This window comes from Dinoroseobacter shibae DFL 12 = DSM 16493 (genome assembly GCF_000018145.1).
In the GTDB taxonomy this organism is placed as follows: domain Bacteria; phylum Pseudomonadota; class Alphaproteobacteria; order Rhodobacterales; family Rhodobacteraceae; genus Dinoroseobacter; species Dinoroseobacter shibae.
Genome location: NC_009952.1, coordinates 3,552,010 through 3,564,418 on the forward strand (window position 1 = coordinate 3,552,010; position 12,409 = coordinate 3,564,418).

Genomic DNA, 12,409 nt, shown 5'->3' on the forward strand with positions numbered 1-12,409 from the left:
CTAGGATCAACGTTTGATGTTAGTGGTTTCTTGCAACATCTCGTCGACGGTCTGGATGATCTTGGCATTGGACGAGTACGCCCGCTGCGTCGTGATCAGCCGGGTCAGCTCTCCGGCCACATCCGCCGCCGATTCTTCAAGTGCAAAGCCGATCACATCCCCTGTCGGTCCTTCGCCCGCATTCCATAAGAAAAACGGGCCACTTTCGGGCGATATCATGTAGGACTGGTTGTCCCGGCTCAGGAGTCCGTTGGGATTGGGCACATCCGCCAAGGGAACCTGGTAGATGGTGCGCGTGAAGCCGGTATCATAGACTGCGACAACAAATCCGTTGGGGTCCACCTCGACGGTAGAGAGATTTCCAACAGGCGATCCATTCTTCGAGATCGACACCGGTGCAAACGTATCAGACAGCTGTGTCATGCCGTTTTCGTCCCCGACGCTACCGATCTTCACTGTAACCGGTCCACCGTCAGCGGTAATCTCAACCGTCCCCTGCACCGGATCGAAAGGACCGCCGGAAACAGCCGTCACGGACGCCAGGGTGCCACCCGCGCCGCGACTATCATCGAAAGTGAGTTCGTACTCGCCAACAACGGCGCCACCCGAAGCAGAGTCCGTAATCGTCATGGTCCAGGTGTTGGACGCTCCGGACGCAGGCACCTGGGGCGTATAGGTCACGCCCAGCGTTTCAGAGGTTCCGAGATTTCCGAAGTACTCGATCGAAAGGTCGATCGAGTCACCGGACGATCCTGCCTCGGTTTCGCTTGCAGGCAGGTTCACGCCCAGGTCGATCCGCGTGGTCGGGTCTCCGGCAAACTGGTTGAGATTGACGGTGATCGGTTCCAAACCGTCGACGGTATCACGCGGAAACTCCGGCACGGTCCCATCGGGCGCTGCCGGCCATCCCATCAAAACCATACCTGTTTCCGTGGTCAGAACTCCGTCCGCATTGGGCGAGAACGACCCGGTCGTCATCAGGCTCAAGGGATAACCGCCGGTATTCTCATCCAGAGCGGACAGCGTTGTCACAGGCAACATCCCGCTCCCGCCGACAGCAAGATCTGTGGGGTTGCTGGTTGTCACAAGGGGTCCCTGTTCATCGATGACCCGGGTCGTCGTGACCCGCACACCTCCAGCAGAATAGGTTCCACTGCTGTTCCCATTGATGACGAGAGATTGAAAGTCCGCTTCGGCCCGCTTGTACCCGTAGGTAGAAGAGTTCGCGATATTGTCGGAAATCGTGGCCAGCCTGGTCGCGTTGGCATTCAACCCCGAGACTCCCGCATTCAGAGAGGAGGAAATAGTCATATTGCGCCTTTCTGCTGCATCGACTCCATTGGCGGGACCTTGGAGCCCAAGCAGTTAAGGCTGCCCTAATCAGGCCATATTTTTTATCCGGAGATCCCATTTCGCAGGAGAACAATTTCCAATCTGTTGTTTTTGCTTGATATATCTGGATAGGCAGCTGGCTTGCGATCCGCCTGCCCGGCCACTTTCATGATCCGGCTTTCGGCAAACCCATAGGACTCGAGGGTGCTGCGCGCCACATGGGCCCGAGATGTCGAGACCTCCCATGCATCCCGTTCGCGCAGAACGACCGGCTGACTCGGCACATGCCCGGTGATGGACAGAGGGTTGTCGACAACGGAAAACACCTCATGGATCACCTTCAGAAGGGCTTTGCCCAAGAGGGTCAGTTCGGTTGATCCGGGTACGAAGACCGTCGCCTCGCCCTGATCGAAAAGATCTACCACAAGGCCACGATCCGTCACACGCGTGCTGACATGCCGGCGCAGTTGCTCGGCCACATCGCTTTCACCCGATAAACCCAGCAGATCTTCGGACAGCGCCTGCATCCGCGCTTCTTCTGCGGCCCTGAGGGCTTCGAGCTGACTGGATCTGGACGAGTTTTCGGACCCGCCGGTTCCGCTGCGGGCCAAGGAGACGTCGGAAAAGATGTTGTCACCTCCGAACATACCTTCGCCACCACCGGAAATGCGGTTGACCGGGATTGTCGGATTGAAATAGTCCGCAATCCCCTTGCGTTGCTTTTCGGTCGTCGCATTCAACAGCCACATCAGCATGAAAAAAGCCATCATCGCGGTCACGAAGTCCGCATAGGCGACTTTCCATGCACCACCATGGTGACCGCCGCCGGCAACAACTTTTTTTCGCTTGATGATGACCGGTGCGGGAGTATCCCCACCCATCACATCACCTCTATACTTCACCCAACACAGGGTTTAGCGCAGTCGTCTTAAGGGCCTGCTAACAGGTAAAATGCGCTGCAACTTGGCCAGCACCACTTTCTGCCCAGTACAGCGAGGATCGGTTTGCGAGCCCACGCAGATCAGGTAAAGATCGGGCAAAGGGCAAGGTTGACAGGGCGGCGGACATGCTGGGAGCGGATTTCAGACCATACAAGGTGATCTTTCCCATAATGACCGCGCTGTTCCTGACGCCCGCAACGGCCCAGGAACTGGTGATATCGGCCCCGGAGGAGATCGAGGACGCCTTGCGTGCCTCGTCCTTGACCCGTGTTGCTCTCGCAGAGGAGACCACGACAAGCCAGGATATCGTTGCCGCGGCAAAAGCGGACTACCGGCGATTTGTTTCCGCGCTTTATGCCAAGGGTTACTACTCCGCGACGGTGTCGATCGAGATCGATGGACGCGAGGTTTCTTCGCTTTCCCCGTTCGAGACGCCCGCTCAGGTCGCCACGATTTCCGTCGCCGTGGATCCCGGCCCTCTGTTTCGGTTCGGACGTGCAGAGGTGACCCCTCTGGCCCCGGACACCGAGCTTCCAGATGAGTTCCAGACGGGGGAGCCAGCACTCAGCGGGCTTATCAGCCAGGCCGCCCGGGCCGCGGTACAGGGTTGGCGCGACCAAGGGCACGCGAAGGTTGCCGTTGCCGGGCAATCCGTGACCGCAAATCATGCCGACGCAGAACTGGACGTGACCGTCACCCTCGATACCGGACCTCGGCTGACATTTGGCAACCTCGAAATCACGGGGAACGAAGATGTCCGCACCGAGAGAGTCGAGGCCATGATCGGCTTCGAGCCCGGCATGCAGTTTTCCGATGACAACCTCGACACGATCCAACGCCGCGTCCAGAGAACCGGTGCTTTCCGTTTCGCCCTCGTGAAAGAAGCGGAGGTGGCAAACCCGGACGACACGATCGACATCCTTGTGGAGGTACAAGAAGAGCAGAAGCGCCGCCTTGGCTTCGGCGGGGAAATCGGCAGCAGCGATGGTGTATCGCTGACGGCATTCTGGTTTCACCGAAACTTGCTTGGCGGGGCGGAGCGCCTGCGCTTCGATGTCGCCCTGTCACGGGAAATCGAAGACAATGCAGAGCTGGAATACCTGGTCGGAACGTCATTCGTAAAACCGTCGGTTTTTGCACCGGAGGGCGATTTCAGGACCTCCATCAGCATCTCGCGTGAGGCGAGCGAGAGCTTCCGCGAAGATATTTTCGAGTTCAATATCGGCTTCGACTATCGGTTGACCGAAGACCTGTTCACCTATGGTGGGTTGCGGCTGACAACCACGCGGACCGATCTCCGCCCGGAGAAACGCGATTTCCTGATCGTTGGCGCACCCTTTGGCCTGGTCTATGACAACCGAGAGATCACCACGGATGCTCGTGAGGGTATCTACGCCAAAGCAGAACTGTTCCCCTTCCTGGGGCAAAGAGATGCGGATGACGGAGCCCGCCTGACAGTGGACGCGCGATACTATCGCAGTTTCGCCGAGGAATCTCTAACCCTTGCTGCACGCGGGCAACTCGGCAGCGTGTTCAACGCGCGCTCTGGTGCGGTGCCGGAATCGTTCCTGTTCCTCTCCGGGGGGGGTGGAACAGTCCGCGGACAACCGTTCGAGTCTCTCGGGGTGGACCGCAACGGAACCGTCGGCAGCGGCGAAGGCTTTGCCGGCCTGTCGCTGGAAGCCCGTTACAGGCTTACTGACACGATCGGCGCCGTTGGTTTCTTCGACTACGGCTTCATCACCGAGGGCGATGTCTTCACAGGATCGGGCAAAAGCCATAGCGGTGCGGGGCTCGGATTGCGCTATGATACGCCGGTCGGGCCGATCCGGCTGGACATCGCCGCACCTGTGGGTGGCGATACCGATGACGGTGTGCAGTTCTATTTCGGGTTGGGACAATCCTTTTGAAACGGTTTCTGACATATCTGCTTTGCCTGCTGTGGCTGCCCCTCGGAGCACTGGCACAGGACGAAGAAAAAGGTGGGCTTGAGGGTCTGCTCGAGCGCAGCCTCTCCAGTGAGACTTTTCAGGTCACTGTGGACGGGCTGTCGGGTGCGCTGTCCTCGACTGCCTCCATCGAGAAACTGACCTTTTCCGATCCGAGCGGGCCATGGCTCGAGATTGAGAACGCGGCACTGAACTGGACCCGGACGGCTCTTCTGCGCGGGCGTGTGCAGGTCGCGGAGTTGGCGGCCGAGCGCATTCGCGTCTTGCGCCTACCCGCAGGCCCAGAAGAAGACCCCGAGTTGCCCTCCGCCGCCGCAGAGCCCTTTAGCTTCAACTTGCCAGAACTGCCGGTTTCCATAGAGGTAGAGCGCTTCTCGGCTGGCGAGATCTTTGTCGCCGCCCCGGTCATCGGAGAAGAAGTCGTCGCGACCCTCGAGGGTGGTTTGCGGCTGGTGGATGGCGAAGGATCGGTGAATCTGGACTTGCTGCGCACGGATGTCACAGGAACGGCGCTCAAACTCGACGCCAGTTTCGAGAACGAGACCGAAGAACTGGTGGTGGAGTTGGACGCACAGGCGCGCGAAGGCGGTCTGATCGCGCGAAAGTCGGGCATTCCGAACGCACCGGCGCTCGACTTGAACGTGGCGGGCCGCGGCCTTTTGTCGGATTTCACGGCTGACGTGAATTTCGCCACTGCGGACAGCACCCGGTTGGGCGGTGTCGTTCAATTGCTTGCCGCCGCAGCCGAGGACCCAACCGACGGTGTGGACAGGCGCATCATCGCATCCCTTTCCGGGGATGTACGTCCCTTGGTAATAGCGGACCTGCAAAGCTTCTTCGGCGAAGAAACGAAAATCGATATCGAAACGGTCTTGGCTGGGTCCGGCGCCATCGCAGTGCCCCGACTGCACTTGACGACGAATCAACTCAATCTGCGCTCGACCGTTTCGCTGACCGAAGCACTTTGGCCGGAAAAGATCGCACTCTTCGCGCGCCTCCACGGCGAGGACGGAGAACCGATTGCACTGCCGGTGCCCGGAAGTCCCACCGAACTGTCGCGTGCGTATATCAGTTTTTCCTATGATGAGGCGGGCGCATCGGTCTGGTCTGCTGTCATAACCGCCTCGGACCTTTCGCAAGGAGATATCTCCTTGGATACCATCGACCTGCGCGGTGCAGGCCAACTGGCCCTGCCAAGCAACACCGAAGCCGGTGCTGTATCCGGTCAGCTCAGCGGGGGCGTGGGTGGGCTCGATCTGGGCGACCCGACCTTGCAGGGCGCTGTGCGGGACGAAGTCGCGTTCGCGACCTCTTTTGCCTGGCGCAAGGGGGAGCCTCTGGACATCGGTGGCGCCGAAATTGCCTTGGGCGATGTCGAGCTTAACCTCACCGGACTTTTCGCGAACCTCGCGGCCGGCGTGGATTTCGACGGGGCGATCAGTCTTGATGCACCCGACCTGTCGCGCTTCGCACAGCTCGCCGGACAAGATCTGAACGGGGCTGTGTCGCTGGATATCGAGGGGACGGCTACACTTCTGTCGGGCATGTTCGACCTTGCGATCCGTGGAAACGCAGATGAGCTGCGGACCGGCATTGCGCAAGCGGACGACCTGCTGGGTGGCACGGCCAGCCTGGCGTTCGATGGCGCACGGGACGAAAACGGTATCTCCATCCGCCAAGCTTCCCTTCAGACTACGGCAATCGGCGTTGAGGCTGAGGGCACGCTGGGCAATGCAGCTGGAGAGATTTCGCTGACCGCTAAACTCGACAATCTGGCGCGACTTGTGCCGGACTTGCCAGGTCCGACCTCATTCACCGGCACGGTCACCCAGAGCGGAGAAACACTGCGGGTGTCAGGCCAAGGCTCGGGGCCCGCGGGTCTGGACCTGTCGATCGACGGAGATGTGGCCGCGAATTTCACAACCGCTGATCTGACCGTGGGTGGGGGCACCTCTCTGGTGATCGCAAGCCCATTCATCGCACCAAGAACCGCCACCGGCAGACTGGATTTCGACCTGGCGGTTGCAGGACCCCTGGGACTGGAGGCGGTTTCAGGCACCGTATCCCTCCAGGACGCGCGCGTGGCCGACCCTTCCATCGGCTTTGCCCTGGAGAACCTAGGCGGCTCAGCGCAGCTTGATGCCGGCACTCTGGGCCTCGACTTTTCTGGACGCGGGAATCGCGGTGGCAGGATCGACCTCGGCGGCAGTCTAGGGCTAACCGGATCGCAAGTGGCGGACCTCAGCGTTGTTCTAGATGATCTGAGACTGGCAATACAGGGTTTCCTCGCAACTGAACTGGACGGTGAGATCGCCTTCGCAGGCCCACTGACCGGAGGCGCGGCACTGACCGGTGTAATCAATGTCGATCAGACCGAGATACGCGTACCCGACGGGGCCGGGGCCAGCGGCGAAATCGACGGCTTGCGACATGTACGTGCGCCCGAGCCGGTGCGCAGAACCTTGACACGCGCGGGGCTTGTCACAGTGCCGAAACCACCTTCGGGGGGCGGCGGCCCCGCGATCGGACTGGATTTGACAGTAAATGCACCGTCTCAGATTTTCGTCCGTGGGTTCGGACTGGATGCGGAACTAGGTGGGGATATCCGGGTGACGGGCACCACCGCCGACCCCCGCCCGGTCGGCGAATTCGACCTTGTGCGCGGACGACTGAACATTCTCGGCCAGCGCCTGGAACTGACGGAAGGCAACATCCGTCTGAGCGCAGATCTCATCCCCGATATTCGCTTCGTGGCGACCGTCACCAGCGACGATGTCGAGGTGTCGGCCATCGTCGAAGGGCCTGCAGATGATCCAGAGGTGAGCTTCGAGTCCAACCCGCCCCTGCCCGAGGACGAAGCGCTGGCGCGCCTGCTGTTCAATGCGGATATAAACAGCCTGAGCCCGATTCAGGCGCTGAGGCTGGCGAACGCCCTTATCGCCGTGCAGAATGGTACGGGGCTGGGTCTTTTCAATTCTCTGCGGGAGGAAGCTGGGCTCGACGACCTTGACCTTGTCACCGACGAGGATGGGCAAACCAGTCTTCGGCTCGGCAAGTATATCTCTGACGATGTCTACACCAATGTGGATGTGAACGCGGACGGAGAAACCGAAATCATTCTGAACATCGACCTGACTGATAGCCTGACAGCGCGGGGAACGGCGGGCACCGATGACAGCGCAATCGGCCTGTTTTTCGAACGAGATTACTGATCTGTAGGCGGCGGGTCGTCCATGGGGCGTCCCCGAGGATCGAGCAGCATGGCCATCACCCAACCCGTGACAAAGCCCCCAAGGTGGGTTTCCCAGGCCAACTGCCCCCCCATTGCCCACCAGAGCGCAATGTTCAGCCCGACCAGGAAAAGAACCGTTCGAAGGACCGGCCATAGCCCTTCTGACAACAGGAAGCGGTCGAGATAGTCCCACGCCACAATGGCCCCTGCGAGCCCGAACAAGGCGCCAGACGCTCCCACCATGGGTCGGAGACTCGAGGTCAGCAGCCAGTAGCCGATCGCCCCTCCTATGATCGTTGCCGCGTAAAGCAGCAGGTACTTGCCGCTACCGACACGATCGATCACTGCCCGCGAAAGCGAATAGAGCGTCACCATGTTCAGCACGAGATGCAGCAGCCCGCCATGCAGAAACCCGTAGGTAAAGAACATGGCATATGGCTGCCCTGCGTAGTTTGGGCGCCACGTGCCCAAAAGCCCGGGCCAGAACCCAAGGTATTCCACCACTTCCGCGCGGAGGCGTGGATGATCGATCATGCCGAGATTGGCCAGCTGCAGGATACCTTCGACGAGAATGCAGAAGCCGATGATGACAAGCGGCGCGATCATCGAGACCTGCGCGGGGCAGTTGGCGTTATCTTCAGGGCCCGGAGCGCGGGAAATCGGATTGAGATCTTTCATGAAAAACAGGACCCGTCAGGAAGCATTCCTGACGGGCACCGTAGTCATAATTTCAAGGTGTTCAAAGGGGAACGAAGCGCGGCAGCTTGACCAGTGCCTCTTCCATGAATTCTTGCAAACGCTGATCCGCCAGAGCCTCGTCTTCATCTCCGTAAATCGGGGTGACGAAACGGACCATCGCCCCCTCGGTCCGACCGTGCATCAGCCCATCGTAGACCACGTAGGCCTTCGCCACATAATCATTCGTCAGGCGCTTCCCGCGCTGCTCAAACCAGTAGTAGACAAGCTGCTTCACGAGGCCCTTCTGGATGACGGCGCGGTTCAGTTCGAACGTGCCATATTCCGTATCCGGGAACGAGACTTCATATGGCTCCAGGGAAAACACCTCCCAGCCACCCGCGGGCAAACAAACCTCCGGCGAATGAATACCGCTCCCTTCGGTTTGGTTGTTATAGAACGCGACGAAGAAGTTAATCGCGGTGTCCGTGACCCTGTTCTGGTAAGTGGCATTTATATAATCGTCGGCGCCCAAGACTTGCTCGACTTGAGTGTCAAGCGGCACCTGCACCCCCCGCCAGTCTTCTATCGTGCGCGGGAAGATCGCGAATGGATCGCGTTCAACGGGTGCGCCTGCGCCTGGGTTGAGCGCCAGAAGCAGGGCCGAGAACACCACCGTGATGCCGGTCGCCACCATCATCTGGGTCGAATTGCTGATCTGCGTGATCCGGGCGGAGATCCCTCCAAGCCCGTTGAAGTCAAGGTCGATCGCTTCGCTCAACGGCAGGGGGTTCGGTGTCAGACGCTGCAGGGCAATTGCAGTCAGGAAGAGGATCGCGATGCAGGATCCAAAGATCACCCAGCCCTCGAAGAAGTGCATGAAGCCCTCGGCGTGCTGGATGCCGTAGGAATTGACCATGATGCCGATGATCCCGATCCGAACGGAGTTCATGAACACTGCGAGCGGTGCCGCCATGACCAGCAGCACGATCTTGTGCCAGAAAGGACCGCGGTACAGGATCGCGAACAGGTAGGAGAAGGACAAGATGGGGAAGAGATACCGCAAACCGGAACACGCCTCGGCAACCTGCAGCTTGTAGACCCCGAGGTCGATAATGTTGCCTTCGAGGAACACGGGCACGCCCGCCAACTGCACGAACCAGACCCCAACCACCGAAGATATACCCTGCAGAAATATGGTCATGTGCCAGTACATGAACTGCGGCAACGGCAGCATGAAGATTAGGTGGAACACAGGCAGCTGGTGCCTGATACCCTGTTTCCAACCGAACACCGTCAGCACGACCCCGCCGGTCCATATGATGAACCCGTAAGTGATGATGTCCGGAATCCGGGAGAGGTTTCCAGCAAGCGCAATCAGAAGACCCAGTCCGATGACAAGGACACCGGGCCAGCGGTTCACAGCCTCGCCCGGTGTGGCTGCGGGCTTGTCCCGCAGCTCGCGCAAGAACAGATAGAGCGAAATCAGAGGGATCAGCGGACCATGGCTATACTCGGGTGTCGACCACGCCCGTGCGAGGGACACGAACCCCGACCAGAACAAAGGCAGCGATACCACCAGAAGCAGCACAAAGGACGTCAGCCCGATAAAATTTACTTTCAGGCCAGATGGGCCACGACCTAGAAAATCCGTAGACGTCGACATTCAAATCACCTGAATTTACGGTTTGGGGGTCGATGGATTGCATAGTCACTCGGTCGTGTGCAGCCCCATGGGTCGCGCACGATGATCATTCCACAACACACACTCTTGCTCACTGGTTAACCGTCTCGAGTTTGTTCAACTCTTCTCGAGCGGTGGCGAACTGAGGCCGGGTCTCGTCTGGCCCCACAAGCGCCAGTGACTTGCGGAATTGCTCTGCGGCATCCTCTGTCCGCTCTGCCGCGAGATAAGCCATGGCGAGATGATACTGTACAAGCGCATCCGACGACAGGGCCGCGGCCGCAGGTTCGAGATACTCGACAGCCTCTGCGTAATCACCGCGCAAGTATGCAAGCCAGCCATAAGTATCCTGGAACGCCGGGTTCTCGGTGCCGCGCAGACGACGGGCAATCCGGTAAGCGCGCTCGATGCTCGCCTCGTCCGTCCGGTGTGTCGACAGCAGACTCGCGAGGTTGTTAGAGACGACGATGGATCCGCTGGACTGCTCGTAAAGACGCTCGTAGATCTCGATCGCGCCGTCTATATCGCCCGCCTGTTCAAGCGTCGAGGCTTGAGCCCAGAGCAGGTTTGCGCCCTGCGGAAAACGCTCCAAGCCTTCGGCGAGCGCGGCGCGAGCCTCGCCAGGGCGTTGCAAACGGTTCAAGGTACGCACGAGTTCCAACCAGATCCTCTCTCCGGCCTCTTGGCGCGCAGACAGAGCGCGATAAGACTTCGCAGCACCCTCGAAGTCGCCCACGGAATTTTTAAGCGCCGCATCGAGAACGAGAACCTGGAAACTGTCCGGGTCTTGCGCCAAGGCCTCATCGACCATGGCGCGCGCGCGCTCCGCTTCGCCCGCATTCAACAAGGACTGAACCGTGGCTGTCAGGGCTGTGAAGTTTCCGCCATCCTGCGTCGCCAGGTTCGACAGCAAGTCGAGCGCTTCGCCCTGACGCTGCTGACCGTTCAGGATCGCGACACGAATGCTGTCGGCTGCTTCACGCACCCCCGGTTGATCGAGGCCACGCAACGTTGTTTCGACATGCTCAGCGCGCGCCCAATCTTCCAACTGCAAGTAGACCTCGGCCAAGGCCAAAAGAAGTTGCGTATTCGACGGCGCGCGGCGCAGGGCATTTACGAGCACATCTTCGGCGGTCAGAAACTCTTCGGTGCTCACCAGCAAACGGGCGTAGCGCAAGCTCTCTTCCGGCGCATAGCTGGAGGTCTCCACCGCCAGACTCAGCAGATCCCGCGCGAGTTCCCGGTCCCCGTTGCGCATATGCGCGTTGGCGATCAGAGTCATCAGTTGAGGATCGTCAGGGGTCTGGTCCAACGCGGTCCGCAGCAAGCTGATGGCGCGCTCGGTCTCATCCCTGTCGATGAGCCAGCTCGCCTGCATCTTAATCGCATCCACGTTGGTCGGGTCTTCCACCAGAGTTTCCTCGACGAGCTGACGCGCGCCAACCTCGTTTCCAGTCGCGAGAAGCATCTGAGCCAAGGCAACCTTGAAACGATTCGTATCGGAGGACTCGTTCGCAGCATCCACGATGGCCTGCATCTTGGAGATCCCCTCATCCCGCCGCCCGAGATCGAAGATCAGCGAGGCTTCGAGCGCCTGAAGAACGGGACGATCCGGCACTGTCTCATTCGCCAACTCGAGCTCGGAAAGGGCCGCTTCAATGCCACGAGTGTCCCGCAGGTAACGCACGAAGGCCACGTACTCCGTCGGATCTTCGTCGCTCGGGGAAACCACGGAACGGATGAACGACTCGGCCTTTTCAGGCTCGTTCTGCTGGCGATAGAACTGCAAGACGAGACGCCTGTAGCGATCCACATCTGGATACTGAGCAACAAGTTCGAGAAGCTGTTCTTCGATTTCGACGGTGCGCCCGAGCTGTTCGAGCGCCGCGAGGCGAAACATGTAGAGCTGCTCCGCTTCCTTGTTGTATTCCAGCGCGGCATCGACACGCCGTAGCGCAAGATCGAAATCCTGTTGCCAGATGGCACCGTCGATCAGAATGTTGTGCAACGTGAGTTTCTCTGGCGCCTGCGCCAACTTGGCCTCCGCCTCGGTGAGCAGGGTCCTGCGCGTGTCATCGTCGCCGTTCAAGCCCGCTTCGCGATACCGCATGACAAGATCGAGGACCTGAACCTCGAAATCGTCCGCTGCAATTTGCCTGGCGCGGTTGACATGACGCGTTGCTTCTTCCCACTGACGTCCGTCGATAGATAGGTTGGCGAGAACGATGCGCGCTTGCAGATCGTCCGGGTATTGCTCCACCAGTCTCAGGTATTGCCCGAAAGCCTCACTGATCCTGCCCTGGTCAAGAACAGTCGCCGCATAGAGCGCCCGGGCGTCGCGGTGCAGACCGTTGAGTTGGAAAACATTGCGCAGTTCCACAAGCGCGCGATCGACATCTCCAGCCTCAAGGAGTTCGATGCCTTTTTGGTAGTGGCCTTCCGCGCGCTCCTCAGCCGTGTCGCACGCAGCGAGTGCAACCACACCAAGCACGCCGAACATCAAGCGGGCCGTTCCAAAAAATCTCATATCCTGCGCTCCCAAAGACGCTGACCTCAACAACACAAGGCGCCAAAGCGCCTGTGTGTGTAACTTAGC

Annotated in this window: 7 protein-coding genes; 2 read left to right on the forward strand and 5 right to left on the reverse strand. The window is 59.7% G+C overall.

The window, feature by feature from the left end; genetic code table 11:
* Window positions 1-6: 6 nt before the first annotated feature.
* Window positions 7-1,311: a flagellar hook protein FlgE gene (locus tag DSHI_RS17115; protein ID WP_012180038.1), complete on the reverse strand. Its 1,305-nt coding sequence runs from the start codon at window positions 1,309-1,311 to the stop codon at window positions 7-9.
* A gap of 83 nt (window positions 1,312-1,394) precedes the next feature.
* Window positions 1,395-2,213, reverse strand: a complete 819-nt coding sequence (locus tag DSHI_RS17120; protein WP_012180039.1) for an OmpA/MotB family protein — start codon at window positions 2,211-2,213, stop codon at window positions 1,395-1,397.
* 230 nt (window positions 2,214-2,443) lie between these two features.
* Here DSHI_RS17120 and DSHI_RS17125 point away from each other — a divergent pair, with 230 nt between their 5' ends.
* Window positions 2,444-4,183, forward strand: coding sequence for an autotransporter assembly complex protein TamA (locus tag DSHI_RS17125; protein WP_044029082.1), 1,740 nt, complete (start codon window positions 2,444-2,446; stop codon window positions 4,181-4,183).
* Window positions 4,180-7,434 carry a translocation/assembly module TamB domain-containing protein gene (locus tag DSHI_RS17130; protein ID WP_012180041.1) on the forward strand — a complete coding sequence of 1,085 codons (3,255 nt, stop codon included), beginning with the start codon at window positions 4,180-4,182 and terminating at the stop codon, window positions 7,432-7,434. The genes DSHI_RS17125 and DSHI_RS17130 overlap by 4 nt, the downstream gene beginning before the upstream one ends.
* On the opposite strand, the gene DSHI_RS17135 is transcribed toward DSHI_RS17130, so the two are convergent.
* The 3 genes from DSHI_RS17135 to DSHI_RS17145 all read right to left on the reverse strand — a co-directional run bounded on the left by DSHI_RS17135 (window position 7,428) and on the right by DSHI_RS17145 (window position 12,340).
* Entirely contained in the window at window positions 7,428-8,132 is a 705-nt protein-coding gene (locus tag DSHI_RS17135) for a rhomboid family intramembrane serine protease (RefSeq protein ID WP_012180042.1), read from the reverse strand. The genes DSHI_RS17130 and DSHI_RS17135 overlap by 7 nt on opposite strands.
* 61 nt (window positions 8,133-8,193) lie before the next feature.
* Window positions 8,194-9,795 carry a VPLPA-CTERM-specific exosortase XrtD gene (xrtD, locus tag DSHI_RS17140; RefSeq protein WP_012180043.1) on the reverse strand — a complete coding sequence of 534 codons (1,602 nt, stop codon included), beginning with the start codon at window positions 9,793-9,795 and terminating at the stop codon, window positions 8,194-8,196.
* Window positions 9,796-9,904: 109 nt separating this feature from the next.
* A complete protein-coding gene (locus DSHI_RS17145) occupies window positions 9,905-12,340 on the reverse strand; it encodes a tetratricopeptide repeat protein (RefSeq protein WP_012180044.1) in 2,436 nt (811 codons plus the stop codon).
* Window positions 12,341-12,409: the final 69 nt, after the last annotated feature.

What these genes read in the sequence shown, in the direction of transcription:
- DSHI_RS17115 (WP_012180038.1), bottom strand. Translation starts at nt 1,311, where the DNA reads ATGACTATTTCCTCCTCTCTGAATGCGGGAGTCTCGGGGTTGAATGCC.
- DSHI_RS17120 (WP_012180039.1), bottom strand. Translation starts at nt 2,213, where the DNA reads ATGGGTGGGGATACTCCCGCACCGGTCATCATCAAGCGAAAAAAAGTT.
- DSHI_RS17125 (WP_044029082.1), top strand. Translation starts at nt 2,444, where the DNA reads ATGACCGCGCTGTTCCTGACGCCCGCAACGGCCCAGGAACTGGTGATA.
- DSHI_RS17135 (WP_012180042.1), bottom strand. Translation starts at nt 8,132, where the DNA reads ATGAAAGATCTCAATCCGATTTCCCGCGCTCCGGGCCCTGAAGATAAC.
- xrtD (WP_012180043.1), bottom strand. Translation starts at nt 9,795, where the DNA reads ATGTCGACGTCTACGGATTTTCTAGGTCGTGGCCCATCTGGCCTGAAA.
- DSHI_RS17145 (WP_012180044.1), bottom strand. Translation starts at nt 12,340, where the DNA reads ATGAGATTTTTTGGAACGGCCCGCTTGATGTTCGGCGTGCTTGGTGTG.